The sequence below is a fragment of the Actinomyces ruminicola genome, from assembly GCF_900103885.1.
In the GTDB taxonomy this organism is placed as follows: domain Bacteria; phylum Actinomycetota; class Actinomycetes; order Actinomycetales; family Actinomycetaceae; genus Actinomyces; species Actinomyces ruminicola.
In genome coordinates this window covers 19,990-39,042 of the sequence record NZ_FNIM01000002.1, presented here as the reverse complement: position 1 = coordinate 39,042, position 19,053 = coordinate 19,990, and the positions used below count along the sequence as shown (strand labels likewise).

At 71.3% G+C, this 19,053-nt stretch carries 15 protein-coding genes; 7 read left to right on the top strand and 8 right to left on the bottom strand.

Translation table 11 applies throughout. The features are described 5' to 3' along the window. Positions 1 to 467 precede the first annotated feature (467 nt). The 4 genes from BLR49_RS03515 to BLR49_RS03500 form a co-directional block, all read right to left on the bottom strand. Complete coding sequence (locus tag BLR49_RS03515; RefSeq protein ID WP_092533553.1) at positions 468 to 1,343, bottom strand: carbohydrate ABC transporter permease; 876 nt, start codon at positions 1,341 to 1,343, stop codon at positions 468 to 470. Further along, the gene (locus BLR49_RS03510) at positions 1,340 to 2,476 is read right to left on the bottom strand and encodes a carbohydrate ABC transporter permease (protein WP_245690395.1); all 1,137 of its coding nucleotides are present in this window, start codon (positions 2,474 to 2,476) and stop codon (positions 1,340 to 1,342) included. Before BLR49_RS03510 ends, BLR49_RS03515 begins: the two co-directional genes overlap by 4 nt. After that, the gene (locus tag BLR49_RS03505) at positions 2,473 to 3,717 is read right to left on the bottom strand and encodes a sugar ABC transporter substrate-binding protein (protein WP_092533550.1); all 1,245 of its coding nucleotides are present in this window, start codon (positions 3,715 to 3,717) and stop codon (positions 2,473 to 2,475) included. The genes BLR49_RS03510 and BLR49_RS03505 overlap by 4 nt, the downstream gene beginning before the upstream one ends. Before the next feature lie 64 nt (positions 3,718 to 3,781). Beyond that, on the bottom strand, positions 3,782 to 5,677 hold the full coding sequence (locus BLR49_RS03500; RefSeq protein WP_092533547.1) for a glycogen debranching N-terminal domain-containing protein: 1,896 nt from the start codon (positions 5,675 to 5,677) through the stop codon (positions 3,782 to 3,784). 179 nt (positions 5,678 to 5,856) lie between these two features. Between BLR49_RS03500 and BLR49_RS03495 the strand changes: the two genes are divergently transcribed. Both BLR49_RS03495 and BLR49_RS03490 read left to right on the top strand, forming a co-directional pair. Further along, entirely contained in the window at positions 5,857 to 6,918 is a 1,062-nt protein-coding gene (locus BLR49_RS03495) for a LacI family DNA-binding transcriptional regulator (RefSeq protein WP_092533544.1), read from the top strand. Positions 6,919 to 6,922: 4 nt separating this feature from the next. Continuing rightward, positions 6,923 to 8,509 carry an aspartate:alanine exchanger family transporter gene (locus BLR49_RS03490; RefSeq protein WP_092533541.1) on the top strand — a complete coding sequence of 529 codons (1,587 nt, stop codon included), beginning with the start codon at positions 6,923 to 6,925 and terminating at the stop codon, positions 8,507 to 8,509. Positions 8,510 to 8,632: 123 nt separating this feature from the next. On the opposite strand, the gene mtnN is transcribed toward BLR49_RS03490, so the two are convergent. The 3 genes from mtnN to BLR49_RS03475 all read right to left on the bottom strand — a co-directional run bounded on the left by mtnN (position 8,633) and on the right by BLR49_RS03475 (position 11,130). After that, on the bottom strand, positions 8,633 to 9,397 hold the full coding sequence (gene mtnN, locus BLR49_RS03485; RefSeq protein WP_245690394.1) for a 5'-methylthioadenosine/S-adenosylhomocysteine nucleosidase: 765 nt from the start codon (positions 9,395 to 9,397) through the stop codon (positions 8,633 to 8,635). A gap of 112 nt (positions 9,398 to 9,509) precedes the next feature. Then, complete coding sequence (locus BLR49_RS03480; protein WP_092533538.1) at positions 9,510 to 10,373, bottom strand: endonuclease domain-containing protein; 864 nt, start codon at positions 10,371 to 10,373, stop codon at positions 9,510 to 9,512. A gap of 289 nt (positions 10,374 to 10,662) precedes the next feature. After that, positions 10,663 to 11,130 carry an S-ribosylhomocysteine lyase gene (locus BLR49_RS03475; protein WP_092533536.1) on the bottom strand — a complete coding sequence of 156 codons (468 nt, stop codon included), beginning with the start codon at positions 11,128 to 11,130 and terminating at the stop codon, positions 10,663 to 10,665. Between the two features lie 38 nt (positions 11,131 to 11,168). Between BLR49_RS03475 and BLR49_RS03470 the strand changes: the two genes are divergently transcribed. The 5 genes from BLR49_RS03470 (at position 11,169) to BLR49_RS03450 (ending at position 17,582) form a co-directional block, all read left to right on the top strand. Then, the gene (locus BLR49_RS03470) at positions 11,169 to 12,080 is read left to right on the top strand and encodes an alpha/beta fold hydrolase (RefSeq protein ID WP_092533534.1); all 912 of its coding nucleotides are present in this window, start codon (positions 11,169 to 11,171) and stop codon (positions 12,078 to 12,080) included. A gap of 115 nt (positions 12,081 to 12,195) precedes the next feature. Next, a complete protein-coding gene (locus BLR49_RS03465; protein WP_092533531.1) occupies positions 12,196 to 13,635 on the top strand; it encodes an SLC13 family permease in 1,440 nt (479 codons plus the stop codon). Beyond that, positions 13,632 to 15,851, top strand: coding sequence for an ATP-binding protein (locus BLR49_RS03460; protein ID WP_143013688.1), 2,220 nt, complete (start codon positions 13,632 to 13,634; stop codon positions 15,849 to 15,851). The genes BLR49_RS03465 and BLR49_RS03460 overlap by 4 nt, the downstream gene beginning before the upstream one ends. Beyond that, positions 15,848 to 16,318: a response regulator gene (locus BLR49_RS03455; RefSeq protein ID WP_092533525.1), complete on the top strand. Its 471-nt coding sequence runs from the start codon at positions 15,848 to 15,850 to the stop codon at positions 16,316 to 16,318. The genes BLR49_RS03460 and BLR49_RS03455 overlap by 4 nt, the downstream gene beginning before the upstream one ends. A gap of 76 nt (positions 16,319 to 16,394) precedes the next feature. Then, positions 16,395 to 17,582, top strand: a complete 1,188-nt coding sequence (locus tag BLR49_RS03450; RefSeq protein ID WP_092533522.1) for an AI-2E family transporter — start codon at positions 16,395 to 16,397, stop codon at positions 17,580 to 17,582. Between the two features lie 820 nt (positions 17,583 to 18,402). Here the strand turns inward: BLR49_RS03450 and BLR49_RS03445 are convergent. Then, complete coding sequence (locus tag BLR49_RS03445) at positions 18,403 to 18,978, bottom strand: class I SAM-dependent methyltransferase (RefSeq protein ID WP_176765764.1); 576 nt, start codon at positions 18,976 to 18,978, stop codon at positions 18,403 to 18,405. Between the last annotated feature and the right edge of the window lie 75 nt (positions 18,979 to 19,053).

The following is a 19,053-nucleotide window of genomic DNA, read 5'->3' as shown; positions in this document are numbered from 1 at the left end:
CGTTCCGCCACTTCCAGAGGCGAGATCGCCACCGGCCCCGCAAGCACCCCACGGGACCGACTGGCACCACCCCAAAACTACCACCTTTCGTTGGAAACAAGCCAAGCGCCACCGACACCCCTTCAGGCCCCTCCAGCCACCAACTTTCAACGAAGTCATGCGGAAAAGTCGGGGTCAAAACGTACCAATCTTTGTACCGTAGACCAAATTGTGACCTCCCGGCGCGCGTCACACCAGACCCACGCGCCCCAGCGGCACCACACACCACTCCCGTCACACGCCTCCGCCGACGCCACGCCCGACACCGACCGACCTCCACCCCGCGCCGTCGGGCTCGCCGGTTAGCGCTCTGCTACGCCATCCACAGCAGTACAAACAACCGCGAACCGGTGGAGTAGCAGGAATAAGGAGAAGAGGCACGGAAATGCGGAACGGATTCTCCCGCCATTCCCGTGCCTTCGCAGCCGCTACTCCTTCACAGACCCGGAGGTCGTGTCCATGATTCGGCGCTGGAAGATGAAGAACAGCACCGCCACCGGCAGCGTCATGATCAGGGCGGCGCCCAATTTGAGCGGGTACTGGTTGCCCTGCCCCAGGCTGCCCGCGCTGAGCTGTGCCACGCCCTTGGTCAACGTGACCAGCCCGGACGAGCGCGAGGCCACGATGAAATGACTCAACTCGTTCCAGGATCCCTGGAAGGACAGGATCGTGATGGTCACCAGGCTCGGCACGCTCATGGGCAGCACGATCGAGAAGAAGATCCGCCACGTGCCGGCCCCGTCAACGCGCGCCTGCTCCTCCACCGAGGTGGGGATCGACTCGAAGAACCCCTTCATGATGAACACGCCCGCGGCGTCGCACAGCAGCGGCACGATCAGACCCGACCACGAGTCGTACATGGACAGCTGGTTGATCACCAGGAACTTCGGGATCAGCAGCACCACGCCCGGCACCGACATGATGGCCACCAGCAGCGCGTAGATGACTCCGCGCCCCCTAAACGGGATGCGGGCCAGCGCATACCCGGCCATGGAGTCGAACAGCACGCGCCCCGCCGTCACAACCAGCGTCACCACCACCGAGTTGCGCATCCACAGCGGGAAATCCGATGCCCCGAACAGCTTGGCGTAGGCAGCCGTGGAGAAGGTCTGCGGCAGCAGGCCCAGCGGGTCGGCCGTGGCGGCGGACTCCGTCTTGAAGGAGGTCGCAATGTTGATCAGGAAGGGGAAGACGTACGCCACCGCCAAGACGACGAGCACCAGATACAGGAGCACCCGGCCGGGGCGCGGGCCATGCCTCCGCCGCCCGGTGGCGCGCCCGGTGAGGGCGGATGCGGTTCTCATCGGACGGCCTCCTCGACGGCGGTGGCGGCCGGCGCCTCGCCCCGACGACGGCGGGCCCGCCGCACCCGGCGACGCTCGGCCCTCCGGGCCCGGGCCCCGTCCCGGTCGCGCAGCACCCAGCGCTGCAGCAGCGTGAACAGGATGATGATCGCGAACAGCACGAAGGCGATCGCGGAGCCGCGACCCCACTTCTGGTTGGAGAAGGCCGCCTGATAGGACAGGTACGCTGGCGTCAGCGTGGTCTTGCCCGGGTCGCCCTGCGTGCCCGTGTAGATCTGGTCGAAGACCTGCCAGCAGCCGATCAGCCCCAGCGTGATCACGGTGAAGAAGGTCGGCTTCAGCTGGGGGACCGTCACCCGCCACAGGCGCGTCCAGGCGTTCGCGCCGTCGATCATGGCGGCCTCGTCCACCGACGGGCTCAGCGACTGCAGGGCCGACAGGAAGATGAGCATGAAGGTGCCCGAGGTGGTGAACACCGCCATGACGATGAAGGCGGTCATGGCGAAGGACGGCCCGGACAGCCACTCCCAGGCGGTGACGTCCAGGAACCGGGCCGTCAGCGTCCGCGAACCGTCGACTCCGAGGCGGCTCAGGCCCGCGGCGACGATGCCGGTGGGGTCGTGGAACCAGTTCGGCCCGTGAACACCCACATGGGACAGGACCCGGTTCACGGCGCCGGAGGCGGAGAACAGGAAGAGCCACAGCACGGTGATGGCCACCGAGCTCGTCACGGACGGGAAGTAGAAGGCCGTGCGGAAGGCGCCGCGGGCCATGACCTGCTGGTTGACTAGCACGGCGAGCAGCAGCGACAGCAGCGTCTGGGCGGGCACCACCAGCAGCACGTACCACAGGTTGTTGCGCAGGGCGATGCCGAAGTCTCGGGTCGCCAGACCTCCCTGCACCAGCTCGGCGTAGTTGTCCGCGCCCACGAAGCCCACCGAACCGGACAGAGGACTGCCGACCCCGCTCCAGTCGGACACGCTCACCCACGCCGCCATGAGCACCGGGAAGAGCAGGAAGACGGCGAGCACGATCACCGCGGGCGACACGAACAGCCAGCCGGTCAGCTCCTCGCCCCGACGACGGCGCTCCCTCGCCCCGCCCGTCCCGGAGCGGGGTCGGCGAGCACTCACGAGATCACGGCCTCGAGGTTGGCCTGGACTGAGTCCAGGATGGTCTGCGGGTCCGCGCCGGGCAGGGTGGCGATCTGGGAGTTGAAGTCGGAGACGACGTCGGCCGCCCCGGCGGCGGTGGGAACACTGATGGCGTAGTCGGCGCCGGCGATGAAGGCGGTCATGGCCGGGTTCTCCGACTCCCACTGGTCGCGGGCGGAGGCGACCGAGGGCATCACGCCGAAGGCCCTGGCGAAGGCGAGCTGCTGCTCCGTCGAGGTCAGGAACTCGACCAGGCGCACGGCGTCGTCCTGGTGCTTGGACGCCGCGGCGATGCCGTAGCCGTTGGTGAACTGCATGGTGCCCCTCCCGGCCGGGCCCGCGGGCAGCTCCACAACGACGTACTCCACGTCCGGGTAGTCGGCGGACAGCGACCCGGTCAGCCAGTTGCCCTCGATCGCCATGACCGCCAGGCCAGAGCCGAAGGCCTCCCCGCCCCAGCCGGCGCCGAGCTCGGAGGAGAACACCAGCGCACCGGATTCGAGCAGCTTGTTGACCTCCGCAAGGCCCGCGACCGACTCCGCCGAGTTCGCGGTGGCCTTGGTGCCGTCGGCGTCGGTGAGGCCGCCGCCCGCCTGCGCCATGAAGGCGCCGATGCGGGCGTACTCGGGGCTGCAGGTCAGCGGCGCGGCGCCCCCGGCGGCGAGCTTGCCCGCCACGGACTCCAGGGAGGCCCAGTCGGTCGGGTAGTCGGCCTCGGTGAGGCCGGCGTCCTGCCACAGGGCGGTGTTGATGAACAGGGCGAGGGTGGAGAAGTCCTTGGGGGCGCCGTACAGGACGCCGTCGAAGGTGAGGCTCGATACGAGCGCGGGGTGGAAGTCGTCGACGTTGCTCAACTGGTCCCCATAGGCGTACAGGGAGCCGTTGCCCGCGTACGCGGCGAGATAGTCGGGGGCCAGGTAGAACACGTCTGCGGGCGCGTTCGCGGCGAAGCCCTGGGCGAGCTCCTGCTGCAGATCGGTGGCCAGCTGCAGCTCGACCGCAACGCCGGTCTCGGCGGTGAAGGCCTCGACGGCGGAGGTGTAGGCCGCGGTCTCGGCGTCGCCGGACGAGCCGATCAGCAGCGTCAGGCCGGTGGAGTCCCCCGATCCCGCGGCACCGGTGGAATCGGACTCGCTCATGGAGTTGGAGCCGCAGGCGGCCAGCGTGGCGGCGATGGCGGTGAGGGCGCAGGCGCCGAAGGCGCGGCGGGTGATGGTCATGTTCTCTCCTTCGAGGTGCCCCGCTCGGGGCGGTGGTGTGCCCGGATGGGCTGGGGTGGCGGACTCAGACCGCGCGGGCGACGACGGCGCCGGCGGCTGCCGCCCACGCCTGCGGTCGGCACGAGGCCGGATAGGGGACCGGGGCGCCGTCGTCGGCGGACGCCCCGGACAGCAGCTCGGGCATGCGGTTGCCGAAGTGGGGGGCCGCGGCCAGCAGGGACTCGGCGAGCAAGCGCGCCTGGGCGGGGAAGCCGTCACGCAGCAGGCCGTCGATGGCGATGGCGGTGTCGTGGGTCCACACCGAGCCGCCGTGGTAGCTCAGGGGCCAGTAGCCGGACATCGTCGACGCCAGGGTGCGCAGCCCGTAGCCGGAGTCGAGCTCCGGGGAGACGAGCAGCTCGGCCACGCGGCGCGCCCGGTCCGGGTCGAGGATGCCGGTGCCCAGGAGGTGGCCGATATTGCTGCTGAGGGAGTCGACCTGCCGCTTGTGGGCGTCCAGGGCGATCACCGGGAATCCGGTTGCGGCGTCGCCGCGCCAGAAGGCCCCGGTGAAGCGCCGCCGCAGCGCCGCCGCCCAGGAGGTCAGCTCCCGCGCCAGGGCGGCGTCGGCGGCGTCGCCGAGTTCTTCCAGCAGGCCCGCTCCGGCCAGGGCCGCGGCGTAGGCGTAGGCCTGCACCTCCACCAGTGCGATCGGGGCCCGGGCGATGCTCCCGTCGGCGAACTGGATGGAGTCGCCCGAGTCCTTCCAGCCCTGGTTGGCCAGCCCGGCTCCGGCGGCGGGCGTGTACTCGATGAAGCCGTCGCCGTCGGTGTCGGCGTACCGGATCAGCCACCGCAGCGCCTCCCGCAGCGCCGGCAGCAGGTCGCGCGCGGCGGCGGACTCCAGGCCCGCCCGGTGGGCCTCGGCGAGGGTGAGGATCCACAGCTCGGTGGCGTCGATGGTGCCGTAGTACAGCGGCGGCAGCATGGTGTCGGCGTCGAGACAGATGGCGGCGCGGCGCAGCTCGTGCATGATCTTGCCCGGCTGCTCGGCGGTCTCGGGGTCGTGGCGGGTGCCTTGAAGCTCGGCGAGGGTGCGCAGGGTGCCCTCGGCCAGCGCCAGGGACCAGGGGTCGTCGGCCTCCAGCAGCAGGCGGGCGGTCCACAGCGAGTCCCGGCCGAAGAGGGTGAGGAACCAGGGCGCGCCCGCGGCGGCGAAGGGCTGTGCCGGGGCGGACCGCCGTGTCAGCAGCAGGTGGTCGAGGTCGTCGAACGCGACCTCCAGCCAGGCGGCGGCGCGCGCGTCCCGCACGGGGCGGCGGCGCCGGGCGGGCAGAGGCGGCGCCGGCTGGACCACGGCGTCGGCGGCGGTGGCGCTCAGGGACCAGGAGGCGCTGAAGGGGTGCGCGGCGTCGGCCTCGGCGTCCCAGTGCAGGCGCAGGGCGGTGCCCGAGAGCTCGAGGCGGGCGCCCGGGGCGTGTACGACGGCGCGGACCGGGCCGCGCCGGGCCGCGGCGGTGGTGGCATCGACGAAATCCCAGGGGAGGTCGTCCAGGCGGCCGCCATTCTTGATCATGTCGATCGGGGACAGGTCGGCCGCCAGCTCGACGCTCAGCACCGTTGAGGTGGGCTCGCGCCGGGCGGCGTGCAGGGTCAGGGTCTCGGTGAGGGTGGCGCGGTCGGCCCGGCACGACAGGGAGCGGTCGATGTCCACCAGGGTGCGGGGGTCGGCGCCGCAGGGGTCGAGTCCACGGGCGAGCGCGCGATGGCGGGAGGCCGCGGCGCCGCGCCGCTCGGCGCTCAGGGGCTCCAGGGGCGAGCCGGTGACGGTGAGCGCGTACCGGCGCAGCACGCGCACATCGGAGTGGTAGACGCCCTGGATGGGGGCCGCGCCCAGGGAGCCGTCGCGATCCGACAGCACCTGTGCCGGGGCGCAGACGAGCACGACCTGCTCGTGGAGGAGGGGCTGGCGCTGAGTCACTGCGGGTCCTCGGCTTCATCGACGCGGATGCGGACAGGCAGCACGATAGACGATGTTATTTTAACGATCAAGAGCCTGGGGAACCTGACTTTGATCGTTATAAGACAGGAGTGCTGGTGCCGCGTGTCGTACGCTGAGCCCGGGCAGCCAGCCCGGAGCACAGCAGGGATGGGGGGCGCATGGCATCCAGGGCCGTCACCATTCAGGACGTGGCACGGCGTGCCGGCGTGTCAACGCAGACCGTGTCCAACGTGCTCAACAACCCCGAGCGCGTGCGCCCCGCCACCGCGCGCAAGGTGCACGCCGCCGTTGACGCGCTCGGGTACCGCGCCCACGCCGCCGCCCGGAGGCTGCGCACCCGCCGCTCCGACACCATCGGCCTGCGGCTGGCGCCCCTGCCGGCGGGGATATCCGGCACCATCCTCGACGTCTTCCTCCATGAGGTCACGGTGCGCGCCGCCGAACTGGGCCTGCGCATACTGCTGTACACCGCTGCCGACCGCGAAGAGGAGATCATCCGGCTGCGCGAACTGGTCGCCTCCGGGGACGTCGACGGCGTCATCCTCACCGACACGCAGGCCGGGGACCCGCGCCCGGCCTGGCTGACCGAGCAGCAGGTGCCCTACGTGTGCTTCGGCAGGCCCTGGGGCGAGGAGGAGGCCGCCACCCACCCCTGGGTGGACGTGGACGGCGCCGCCGGCACCCGGGCCGCCGCCGAGCACCTCATCGCCTCCGGCGCCAGGCGGGTGGGCTTCCTCGGCTGGCCTGACTCGGCCGGTCAGGGCGCCTCCCGCTGCGCGGGGTGGCGCGCCGCCGTGGTGGAGCGGGGCCTCGTGGACGAGGCGGGGGCGGACGACCTGGTGGCCGCCTGCCCCGACCGCGTCGCGGACGCCATGCAGGCCGCCGCTGAGCTCCTCGCGCGCCATCCCGACATCGACGGCCTGGTCTGCGCCTCCGACTCGCTCGCCTTCGGGGCCCTGCTCGCCGGCGGAGGGGGTGTGGGCGTCGTCGGCTTCGACAACACGCCGGTCGCGCGGGCCGTCGGCCTGTCCAGCGTGGACCAGCGGATCGACCTCGTGGCGCAGGCGGTGCTCGACCTGCTCGTGCAGGACGGGCGGATCACCGCGGGCGGCGCCGCCAGACGGATCATCACCCCCGAGCTGCGCGTGCGCCGCGCCGTCATCCAGGACCCGAGCCTGATGACGGCCAATGGGGAGTCGCGGGGCGATGCTCTAGCCTGAGCCCGTGTCAGACATCCTCGCCTCCGTCGTCGACGTGCTCGCCTCCGCGCCGATCCTGACCGTCTTCCTGGTCATCGGCGTCGGCACCGCCGTCGGGCAGATCCCCTTCGGGCCCATCCGCTTCGGGGCCGCCGGGGCGCTGTTCGTCGGCCTCGCCGTCGGCGCCCTCGACCCGAGCCTAGGGGAGAACCTCACCCTGCTGCGCAGCCTCGGCCTGGGACTGTTCTGCTACACCGTCGGCGTCGGTGCCGGCAACACCTTCTTCCGCAACCTGCGTCGTCAACTCCCGCTCATGGCCCTGTGCGTGGTGGCGCTCGTGCTCGCCGGGTGCGCCGGGGCCGCGTACGCCCACCTGACCGGCATCAGCCCCGCCATGGACGCCGGCGCCTACGCGGGGGCGCTCACCAGCCCCGTCCTCGACTCCGCCATCGAGGCCGCCGGCAACCAGGAGCCCGCCGTCGGCTACGCCCTGGCCTACCCCGTGGGCGTGGCCGTGGCCATCCTCATCGTCGCCCTGGTCATCAATCGCGAGTGGCCGGGACGGCGCGACCCCCGGCCGGCATCGGCCGATGGCCTGGCCGCCACCAGCGTGTTACTGCTGCGCCGCGTAGCCCTGAGCGAGCTGGAGGCATTCCAGCGCAACCGCATTCGCATCTCCTACCTGGAGCGCGAGGGCGTCACCCGCGTGGTCTCCCCCGACGAGGAGCTTTTGCCGGGGGACAAGGTGGTCATCGTCGGCGCCCCGAGTGCGCTGGAGGACGCCGTCCACGAGCTCGGCACCGGCTACGACCGCTGCCTGGCCAAGGACCGCACCGTCGTCGACTACCGGCGCCTGACCGTCTCCTCCACCCGGGTGGCCGGACGCACCATCGGCGAGCTCGACATGCACGGCCGCTTCCGGGGCGTGATCACCCGGGTGCGTCGCGGCGACCTCGATCTGCTCGCCAACGACGACCTCGTGCTCGAGCTTGGCGACCGGGTGCTGGCCGTCGTCCCCTCCGGCGACCTGGAGCGGGCGGCCGACTACTTCGGCGACTCGGAGAAGTCCATCGCCCAGATCGACGCCTTCTCCGTCGGGGTGGGCATGGCGCTGGGCGTGCTCGCCGGGCTCGTCGCCGTCCCGCTGCCCGGCGGCATCACGCTGCGGCTCGGCGTGGCGGCGGGGCCGCTCGTGGTCGGCATGGTGCTGGGGCGCCTGGGGCGCACCGGCCCCTTCATCTGGCAGCTGCCGCACGCCGCCAACGCCACCATCCGCCAGCTCGGGCTGCTGTTCTTCCTGGCCGCCATCGGGCTGGCCTCCGGCCCGGACTTCGCCGCCTCCGCCTTCTCGACCACGGGCCTGGCGGTGGGCGGGCTGGCGGCCCTCATCGTGGTGGTGAACGCGGTGGTGCTGCTGGCCGGTGCCCGCCGGGTGGGCCTGAGCGCGCCGCGTGCCGCCGGCGGCCTGGCGGGGCTCGTGGGCCAGCCCGCCATCCTCGCCTTCGCCCTGTCCAAGCGGGACGACGAGCGGGTGGAGGCGGGCTACGCCACGCTGTTCGCCCTGGCGATCGTGGTCAAGATCGTCATGGTGCAGGTGCTGGTGGCGCTTTAGCGCCGGGCGGGAGTCAGGGAGGCGGGGAAGTACGTGGAACTTCCCGTACAAACGTACGTGGGAGCTCCCGTACAGCTGCGGGCTCATGCCGCGGGCGTCCGGCCCGGGTGCGGCTCGCCGCGCTCAGCCCAGCGCCGCCAGCGCTACCGCGGCGGAGCGGGCCGCCGCCTCGTCGGCGCCGATGTGGAAGTCCTGGCCGGCCTGCGGCCCGCACAGGTCGGAGACCCCGCGGATGGAGGCGAAGGGGATGGCGGCGGCGTGCGCCACCTGCGCCAGGGCGGTCGACTCCATGTCGGTGCTCACCGCCTGCGGGAAGCGCTCGCGGGTGTCCTTCACGTTCGCGGCGGTGACGAAGGAGCCGCCCGCGAGCATCTGGCCCACGTGGATGCGGGCCGCGCCCGCCGCGGGGGTGGCGGCGTGCAGGGCGTCGCGCGCCGCGCCGGCGCGCGCCACCAGGTCCGGGTCGGCCGCGAAGGTGGCGGGCTGCCCCGGGGTCTGGCCCGGCGCGTAACCGAAGGCGGTGGCGTCCACGTCCGTGTAGGCCAGATCGGCGGACACGCACACGTCCCCGACCTCCACGTCGCGCCCGAGGCCCCCGGTGGTGCCCGCGGAGACGATGACCTCCGGGTGTACCTGGGTCAGTACCGTCGCCAGCGCACTCGCGGACGCCACCAGCCCGATCCCCGAGCGCACCAGGAGCAGCTCGCGCCCCCCGCCCAGATCCAGCGACCAGGCCTCGGCGTCGCCGGGCAGTTCCGGGCCGGCAGCGCCCTCGCGCAGGGGCAGGTGGTGCAGGAAGGGCCGGGCCTCCTCCGGCATCGCCACCACCACGACGGCTGCCACCCGGCGGCGGGACCCGGCGGCAACGGGAGTCCGATGTGCGCTCATGCCCCGAGTCTAGGCGGATGCTCGGCCCGTACACCGCCCGGCCCACCCGCACCGGTCGGGATAGCCGGTCCGGGTATGTGCGGTCCAGCAGGGGGACAGTCGGCTTCGGAGTTCATGCGGCCGGCTCGGGCCAGCAGCCCAGGCGCTGTGCCACGGGCCGCACCAGCTCGACGGTCTGGTGCGTGAGCACCTGGTGCGAGGTGAGCCGTAGCGGGGTGTAGCCGTGCGCGATCAGCCATTGGTCCCGTCGGCGGTCACGCTCCCAGTCGGCTCGCTGACTGTGGAACTCGTGCCCGTCGGTCTCGATGTCGAGCCGGCCCAGGAGCAGGTCCAGCTCCCCGATGGGCACCTCCACCCCTGCCTCGGGGGCGGCGCCGGCCTCCTCGAGCTCGTAGCGCGCAATGGTCTCCAACAGCGAGCGGGACTTCGGGTTGGCACGGTCCAGCAGTTCCCTCAGCATTCCGTTGCGGTTGCCCCGCAGCCCGGCTCGCAGCTGCTCCTTGGTGACGAGCCCGCCGCGCAGGGCCGCGTCCAGGGCGATGAGGGCGTCTAGCGGCTCCGCGCACCGCATGAAGGTGGTCAGCATGGTCTCCGCGTCGGCATAGGGCGAGCCCAGCGGGTCCACGAACAAGCCAGGGATGTGATGGCAGGTGGTGCGCAGCGGGGCCGCTCGCGGCGTGGTGGACACCAGCACATGCACGCGGGGGCCGGGATCACTCCGAGTGGGGAGCCCGTGGGCGACCACGGCGTGAGCGCAGCCAATGAGTCCGCCCACCTGCCGGGCGACAATGACCTCCCGCCTCGTCCCGGGCAGGGCGATGACGCGGCCCGGATACTCCTGGACCCCGCCCTCCTCCACCATGCGCGCAAGTGTCCGCCGATCGCTGCGGTCGGTGGCGAGGTAGCGCGCTCTGGCGGCTCCGTGCGCCGCCGCCAAGGCGCGCAGGATCCGGTCCCGCCTGTCCGCATACCCCATGGAGCGAGCATCGACTGGACCGGCGCTGCCGACAACGCCAAATACTCAGCCTGTGGATATCCCGCCGCGTCAAGCGGCTTATCCACAGGCATCCCTGTGGTTTGCTGCGCTCGGACCCTGCCGAGCCCGCGCAGGGTCAAAGGTGTCCATCGGTGACCAATATGGTGGAGATGTGCCATCAGTATCTGAAGGAAACTGGCTTAAATCGTTGCAACTACGCCAGTGTCGACTCGGCCATCACGTCGGTGGAGGTCAAAGTGGTCACCGATGGACACTTCTCTTCTGAAATCTAACTGGCGAACACGCTCTCCCACTCCTCGCGCTTGGCGAGGAGGCCCCGGACCGCCTCCTGGGCGGCCTCGAGGGAGTGGTGGGCGCCCCAGCCGCACTGCACCTCGTTGGCGGCCGGCACCTCGGCGGCCTCGAGGATGTCTCGGAGGGTCGCCTCCAGCAGCGGCAGGAACTCCTCCGGCTCCAGCCCCAGCGTCAGGGCGTAGAAGCCGGTCTGGCAGCCCATGGGGCTCCAGTCGAGCAGCCGGTCGGTGTGGTTGCGCATGAGCTCGGCGGTCAGGTGCTCGATCGAGTGCACGGCCCGCATCTCCAGGTGCTCCCGGTTGGGCTGGCAGAAGCGCACGTCGTACTTGACCAGCTCGTCGCCGCCCGGCAGCCGCTTGCGGTCCGCGATGCGCACGAACGGCGCCGCCACCTTGGTGTGGTCGAGGTTGAATGACTCCACATTCATACGATGCTTGCCCATGCCTTCAGGCTAGCGGCATCTGGGGGAAGAATGGCGGCATGCCTCTGCCCCTCGCCCGCATCGTCGCCGGCCCCGCCACCGCCCCCACCCTGGTCCTCCTCCACGGGATCACCGGCTCGGCCGTCTCCCAGGCCGACGCCATCGACCATTGGGTGGGCCGCGGCTATCGGGTGGTCGCCGCCGACGCCCGCGGTCACGGCCTGTCCCCGCGCTGGACTCCGGCCGAGCTGGCCCGGGCCGGGGACGTGCTGGTCGATGACGTGATCGATCTCCTCGAAGAGCTCGCCGCGCCCGGTGGGCCGCGGCCGGCCGGTGACGGCGGGCTCGGCACGTCAGGGAACGGCGCTGCGGCCGCCTCGGTGAACACCGCCGGGTCCGGCCGTCCTGCCGGCTCCGGGTCGGCCGGCATCGGCCCGGTCCTCATTGGCCACTCCATGGGTGCCGCCACCGCCATGGTTGCGGCCGTGCGCCGCCCGGAGCTGGTCGGCGGGGTGGTCCTGCTGGACCCGGCCCGCTACGGCACTCGCACGCAGCAGGAGCTGCGTGAGCGCGGCGCCGCCCGCAAGCGCGCCCGCGCCGCCGAGCTCGCCGACCTGCCCGGCGCCGTGGCCCGCGCCCTGGCCGATCCGGAGATCCCCGACGACGAGGCCGTCGCCGGCGTATGGGCCGGTCAGCGGGTAGACACGTCCCTGCTGGACACCGGGGTGGTCGCCCCGCCGGTGCCGTGGGAGGAGGCGATGGCGGAACTGAAGGTGCCCACGCTCCTGGTCACCGGTGATCGTCCCGGCTCGGCGCGCGTGGGTCCTGCGGGCCTGGACGTGCTTGCCCGCCTCGCCAACCCGCAGGTCGAGACCGCGCTGGTTCCGGGCGCCGGCCATGACGTGCGCCGTACCCGACCCGAGGGGTTCTGGGCGGTGGTGGATCCCTGGGTGGACCGGTTGCTGGGTTGAGATCACCAGCGCGCCCCGACGCCTGCGGTGTTTGCGCCGAGCATCACATAGGATCTGCTCGACCCGGCAAAGATGTCGGGGACACTTCGGACTCCGGGTGCCACGAGGAGGATCCATGCCCGCGCGCACGCGTACCGCCGCCAACCGACCACGTCCTCGTGTCCCGGACCGGCTCGAGCCGCTGACCCGCAAGCAGATCATCGGCCTGCTTGTCGCCGCCGCCGTCTTCCTGGTGCCGCTCCTGGTCGACGTCCCCGACCTGGATCCGATGGGTGAGCGGATGCTGTCGATCTTCCTGCTCGCCATCGTGCTGTGGGTGAGCGAGGCGATCCCGCTGGTGGCCACGGCCGTCCTGGTGATCGGACTGGAGGTGCTGCTGATCTCCGACCAGGCAGTCCTGCCGGTCCCCGAGGACGCCACCGCCTACTCCAGCTTCTTCGCGGCCCTGGCCAACCCCGTCATCGTCCTGTTCCTGGGCGGCTTCCTCATCGCCGACGGCGCCGAGAAGTTCCACCTGGACAAGAACCTGGCCGCCGTCCTCATCAAGCCCTTCACCGGCTCCGCCCGCCGCACCGTGCTGGGCCTGATGGTCATCACCGCCGTGCTGAGCATGTTCATGTCCAACACGGCCACCACCGCCACCATGTTCGCCGTGGTCATTCCGGTGCTCGGCGCCCTGCCCGAGGGCCGGCCCCGCACCGGATTGGCGCTGTCCATCCCGGTGGCGGCGAATGTGGGCGGCATGGGCACGCCCGTGGGCACGCCCCCCAACGCCATCGCCCTGGGCGCCCTGGCGGAGGCCGGCCACGCCATCAGCTTCCTGGACTGGATGCTCATGTCCATTCCGCTGATGCTCGTCATCCTGCTGGGCGCCTGGCTGCTGATCTGCGCGGTATTCCTACCGGGTGGCCTGAGCGTCGAGCTGGACATGCGGGCCGAGTGGTACACCGACCGCCGTGCCGTCATGTTCTACGTCATCGCCGGCGTCACCATCCTGGCCTGGATGACCGAGTCGCTGCACGGTCTGAGCGCCAACGTCATCGGCTTCATGGCGATCGTGGCCATGCTGGTGACCCGGGTCATGACCGGTAAGGACCTGGCCGGGCTGTCCTGGGACGTGCTGTGGCTGGTGGCCGGCGGCATCGCCCTGGGCGACGGCGTGGGTGCCACCGGCCTGGACGAGTGGATCCTGAACCTGTTCAACTGGACCTCGATGCCTGCCCTGGCGGTGGTGGTGCTCATGGGGGCGCTCGGCCTGGCCCTGTCCAACGTCATCTCCAACTCCGCCGCCTGCAACCTGCTGGTGCCGCTGGCCATGGGCCTGGCCACGGGCATCGACGGCCTGGAGCCGGTGACGATCGCCGTGGTGCTGGCGCTGGCCTGCTCGCTGGGCATGAGCCTGCCGATCTCCACCCCGCCCAACGCCATCGCGTACGCCACCGGGGAGATCGCCACCGGCGACATGGCCCGGGTCGGCCTCATCATCGGCATCACCGGCACCGCCGTGCTGGTGCTGGTCATGCCACTGCTGTGGTCGGCGATGGGAATGCTATGAGCCTCCCGCCCGATCCCGCTGGCGGGCAAGCGCCCGCCGATGCCCCTGCCGACGGCGTGGGCCGGCTGGTGGTTGCCGTCGTCTCCCCGACGTCGCTGGGCACACAGGCCGCCCACGAGGTCACCCCGGCGGTGCGGGCGCTGGCCGAAGTCGTGCGCGTGCGCACCCTGGCCGAGCTGTTCAGCTGGGCCGGCGGCGGCCATTCTGTCGGCGCCCGGGCGGTGACCGAATCCGCGGGCGCCGACGCGGCCCCCGCCGATTCCGTCGGCTCTGCCGGGCCCGGGGCCCCGGCTGCGGAGCCGGCCACCGTGGCCCTGATCATCGCCACCGACGAGGTCGGCAGCCTCGACGACGTCGCCGCCGCCGTCGCCCACTACCCCGCCCTGGCCTCTGCCCGGATGGTGCTGCTGACCGAACGCGCCGAGCTGCACGACCTCGGCCGGGCCATTGACGAGGACCTGGTGCGCGAGGTGATCGCCGTGCCCTGGACGCCCGGCGCCATTGGGGAGCGGGCCCGGGCGCAGATCCGCCGCTGGATGCGCGACCACCTGCCCGCCGAGGACCCCCGGCGGCTGCGCGACGGCAACGGGCTGGGCCACTCCCCGCTGCTGGAGGCGCTCACCCACCGCTCCGACGCCCTGACGGCCGAACTGATAGCCGCCTGCGAGCAGGTTCTCGGGCCGCGCCCGCGCCTGCGGCTGCCCGCCGGGGTGCGGCTGACTCATCAGGGGCAGATCGTCGACGGCGTCTACGTGGTGGTCAGCGGCTCGGTGGCCCTGACCCGCCACACCCGGGTCGGTGAGGTCACCCTCCACCACGCCACCACCGGCCGCATCATCGGCCTGGTGTCACTGGCCAGCCACGGGCGCGCCTTCGTCACGGCCACCACCACCACGGATGTGGAGCTCATCCTGCTGTCCATCGAGCAGCTGGATCGGGCGCTGCGGGAGAACGAGGTGACCGAGCAGGTGCTCGCCGCCCTGATCATCCGGTCCCTGACCAAGCGGCTGGCGCGCTCGGAGATCCTGCAGGTGGAGAAGATCGAGCTGGCGGCGGCGCTGGACGCCGAGCGCCTGCAGGTGCAGGAGGCCCTCACCGCCCTGGAGCAGGCCCGCCTGGAACTGCTGGCCCAGGAGCGCTTCGCCACCCTGGGGGAGCTGGCCGCCGGCGTCGCCCACGAGCTGAACAACCCCGTGGCCGCGCTCCAGCGCGCCGGCGACCACCTGAGCGGCGGACTTGCCGAGGTGCTGGCCACCCACCCCGACGGCGAGGTTATCCGCCAGGTCGCGGACGCCGCCCGCACCCGGTCCGCGGCCTCCACTCGCGCCGAGCGCGCCGCCCGTAAGCAGCTGGAGCAGGCGGTCGGGGATCGGGAACTGGCCCGCCGCCTGGTGGCGGCCGGCATCGACGCCGATGCCGACCCGGGCACCGTCCGCGCGCTGGCCGCGGACTCCCAGCGCCTGGCCACCGTCGAGGCGGCCGCCGCCATCGGCCGCGCCGAACGCAATATGCGCTTGGCGACCGGCCGCATCAGCGGGCTCGTCGCCAGCCTGTCCACGTATGTGCGGCCTGACGGCGAGGACATGGTCGACGTCGACCTGCGGGAGGTGGTCGAGGACGCCCTGCGGCTGACCGCGCACCGGCTGGAGGGAGTCGAGGTCGAGCGGGATTACCCGACCGAGCCGGGCGCGCTCCCGCCGGTGCCGGGACACGCCGGCGAACTGGTGCAGGTGTGGACCAACATCCTCGCCAACTCCGCCGACGCCCTGGCCGCCCAGGCTAAGGAGACCGCGGAAACCGGCCTGGCCCCGCGCCCGGGCCGGGTCAAGGTGCGCATCGCGCCGGTGGCCGGCGGGGTGCGCGTGCAGGTGCAGGACAACGGCCCGGGCATCGATCCGGATATTCTGCCCCGCATCTTCGAGCCCCGCTTCACCACCAAGCACGGTCAGGTGAGGTTCGGGCTGGGGCTGGGCATGGGGCTGGCCAAGAGCGTCGTCGACGCCCACCGCGGTTCCATCGCGGTGGACTCCGAGCCCGGCCGCACCCGCGTCACGGTGGTGCTCCCCGTCCGTCCGCCGGTGACGACGGGGGATGCTCGCGAGGCACCTCCCGGCCCCGCACAGCGGCCGCGGAAGGCTGCTGTCAAGCGTTCGAGCAAGAAGAAGTCGCGGAAGCAAGCCCGCAAGCAGTCACGGTCACCCAAGGAGAAGCCATGAAACTCGTCATCCTGGTCGTCGAGGATGAGCCGGAGGTCCGCGACGCCGTCGTCGGCGACCTGGCCCCCTTCGCCGCGACCGTGCGCGTCGAGCCGGCCGAGGACGTCGCGGACGCCTGGGAGGCGGTGGCGGACATCGACGCCGACGGCGACCTGCTCGCCCTGGTCCTCGCCGACCACCGCATGCCCGGCCGCAGCGGCGTCGACATGCTGGTCGACATGAACGCCGATGACCGCACCGCCGCCGCGCGGAAGGTGCTGGTCACCGGGCAGGCCGACCAGGCCGACACCATCCGCGCGGTCAACGACGCCGGCCTGGACCACTACATCGCCAAGCCCTGGGACCCCTCCCGGCTGCAGCAGGTGGTACGCGACCAGCTCACCGACTTCGTCCTGGAGGCCGGCATCGACCCGCTGCCTCACCTGCGCGCCCTCGACCGGGCGCGTGCCATGGAGGCGCTGCGCTGAACGGGTGGTGACGCCGTGACTCGGCGTCCCGTCGCGCCTGGGTGTGCCGATGCGCGCCCCGTGCAAGGATGCGCTTATGAGTGACGCACGTGAGTTCACGGTGGGCCGCCCCCAGGGCGAATCTATTGCCTTTGTCATTGCCATGCTGGTGGTCGGCTGCGCGGGTCTTTACTACATCGGCTCGCTGTTCGCCCCGGCCTTCTTCGCCCTGACCCTGGTGGTCACCGTGCGTCCGCTGGTGAGCTGGGCGACGCGGCGCCGCGTGCCACGGCCGGTGGCGGCCGTGATCGCCATCCTGATCATCTTCGCGTTCGTCATCGGGCTGTTCGCCGCCCTGGCTGTCGCAATTGTGCAGCTGATCGACACGCTGCCGAGCTACTCGGCGCAGTTCTCCGCGATCTGGGATGACGTGCGCTCCCTGCTGGCGCGGGTGGGCGTTGACGAGACCACTCTCATCGATCAGGTGTCCCAGTCCATGGACACCAACCGGATTGTCTCCGTGGCCCAGAGCCTGCTGGGGCAGGTGACCAACCTGGGCTCTGTACTGAGCGTCCTGGGCTTGACGGTCGTCTTCCTCATGTTCGACACCGCCCGCATCGAGGCGCGGTCTCGGGCCCTGAGCCGCCTGCGTCCAGGCATTGCCTCGGCCCTGAAGGGCTTCGCCTCCTCGGTGCGCTCATACTGGCTGGTTTCCACGGTGTTCGGCCTGATCGTGGCCGTGCTCGACGTGATTGCCCTGTGGGTACTGAATGTGCCCATGGCCGTCACCTGGGGCGTGGTCTCATTCATCACCAACTACATCCCCAACATCGGCTTCGTGCTGGGGGTGATCCCCCCTGCGCTCATCGGCCTGGTCGCCTCCGGCCCGTGGACGGCGCTGTGGGTGGTGGTCGCCTACAGCGTGCTGAACTTCGTCATCCAGTCCCTCATCCAGCCCAAGTTCACCGGTGACGCGGTGGGCCTGAACACGACGACGACCTTCCTGTCCCTGCTGTTCTGGAGCCAGGTCATCGGCGCGCTCGGCACGATTCTGGCGGTGCCGCTGACCCTGTTCGTCAAGGCGCTGCTGGTGGACTCCGATCCGCGGCTGCGTTGGATCAACGTGTTCCTGGCGGCCGGAGACAGCGATGTGGACGACGGCAGGGGCGGGTCGCGTGATGCCGCTGAAGGCGGTGTCGACGCCTCTGATCCGGGCTCCGAGCGTGAGGAGTCGGTGGGCGCGGTCAGTGATGATGTTGCGACACCGGAACCTGCCAGCGAGTGATTCCCATGGTTTTCACAGGTGCAGCGGAGTGCCTTTTCAGATGAGGCGGGTTATATGAGCTGTGCCGCCGGACGAGGCGGGCCGCGAGGGTTGGGGAACCCGGTGACCGGTCCGGTTCGAGGCCGCCCCGGGTACTAGGGAGCTCGGGTCGGGCGCTTCGGCGAAGGAGGGCGCTCCCCCGGATGTGGGAACCCGGGCGCGGAGCCCCTCACTGACGAAGGCCCTCGGGCCGGGTGCGAACCCGGGCCCGGGGGCCTCGCCATATCCATGGCGACTGCGGCTCGTGGGGTAATCGGGTTATCGGCGCGAATGTGGGTTATCGGCGCAAACGTGGTGCTTTAGACCGGCGTGTCGGGGTAGGCGCGCTGTCGGCCTCCCCTGTCTGGACCGCTGTCCCCTGTTTGGACCCCGAGAGTCTGTTTGGACCGCCGTTGCGTGCTGCGTGGGCGGTCCAAAGCGACGCAAGGGGTCCGAACCGACGCAAGGGGTCCGAACTCGGGGCGGTTCAGCGTCGATGTACAGTCGGTGTACACCTGGGAGCACCCCTGACCGGGCGGGAGCAGGCGGACCGGCAGGTGGTGCGCTTGCACTGTTGGGTGCCTGCGACGTGGTGCGGCCGGGCTTCTTCATCGGGGCCTGGCGGATCGGGCAGAACCCTTGCCCGCGGAGACCGTGTTCCCACGGCCAGCACATCCACCCACGAAAGTCAAGCACCGCCCCGGATCAACCCCCCAGACCACAATCACCCCGACCTTCCCGCACCACAGCAACCAAGACCCCGACCTTAAGCACCACCATCGCGCCGATAACTCGTCGGGCCTCACCGCTCCGCATACCCGTGTATGACCGGCGCGAGTCCGCCCAGCACGCCGCTAATGCGCAGTGTTTCCAAATGCACGTGGGAGAATCCCGCTCGGTTGATCGTGTCCGCCGTGTCCCGGCACGGATCGCATCCGTGATCGAGGAGGCGGGTGAGTGGGCTCGCAAGCCTCTGGATGCGGCGGGCAGTCGACCCGGGCGCGGCGGCAACATGCTCGTAGAACACCAACACGCCCCCGGGGCGCAGCACCCTGATGGTCTCGGTCAGTGTGAGTGCGGGGTCGGCCACCGAGCACAGCACGGTGGAACAGATGGCGGCGTCTACGCTCGCATCCTCCAGCGGAATCCGCTCTGCGGGCTTTGTCAGCAACTGGGAGCCGGGCCTGGAGCGTACTGCGGCTGCCAGCCGACGTCCGGGAGCAGGCTCAAGCGCCAGCCAAGCAACTCCCGGGTGCAGCAGTGCGGCGGACACTCCGCTGCCCGCACCGATGTCCAGGATCGTGCCCCTGAGCGTCGGCAGAACCTGCCGCCGCCATCGCTGCTGGCCGACTATGGGAGGAGTGGAGGAACGCCGCACACGGGGCATGGTATATACGTCCATTCAATCCGCCAGAGTCATGCGCACCGCTAGCGCCGCAACCTCTCCTCGGTT

Coding starts and splice junctions, on each gene's coding strand:
- BLR49_RS03515 (WP_092533553.1), bottom strand. CDS start 1,343: ATGAGAACCGCATCCGCCCTCACCGGGCGCGCCACCGGGCGGCGGAGG.
- mtnN (WP_245690394.1), bottom strand. CDS start 9,397: ATGAGCGCACATCGGACTCCCGTTGCCGCCGGGTCCCGCCGCCGGGTG.
- BLR49_RS03505 (WP_092533550.1), bottom strand. CDS start 3,717: ATGACCATCACCCGCCGCGCCTTCGGCGCCTGCGCCCTCACCGCCATC.
- BLR49_RS03475 (WP_092533536.1), bottom strand. CDS start 11,130: ATGGGCAAGCATCGTATGAATGTGGAGTCATTCAACCTCGACCACACC.
- BLR49_RS03450 (WP_092533522.1), top strand. CDS start 16,395: ATGAGTGACGCACGTGAGTTCACGGTGGGCCGCCCCCAGGGCGAATCT.
- BLR49_RS03480 (WP_092533538.1), bottom strand. CDS start 10,373: ATGGGGTATGCGGACAGGCGGGACCGGATCCTGCGCGCCTTGGCGGCG.
- BLR49_RS03495 (WP_092533544.1), top strand. CDS start 5,857: ATGGCATCCAGGGCCGTCACCATTCAGGACGTGGCACGGCGTGCCGGC.
- BLR49_RS03470 (WP_092533534.1), top strand. CDS start 11,169: ATGCCTCTGCCCCTCGCCCGCATCGTCGCCGGCCCCGCCACCGCCCCC.
- BLR49_RS03455 (WP_092533525.1), top strand. CDS start 15,848: ATGAAACTCGTCATCCTGGTCGTCGAGGATGAGCCGGAGGTCCGCGAC.
- BLR49_RS03465 (WP_092533531.1), top strand. CDS start 12,196: ATGCCCGCGCGCACGCGTACCGCCGCCAACCGACCACGTCCTCGTGTC.
- BLR49_RS03460 (WP_143013688.1), top strand. CDS start 13,632: ATGAGCCTCCCGCCCGATCCCGCTGGCGGGCAAGCGCCCGCCGATGCC.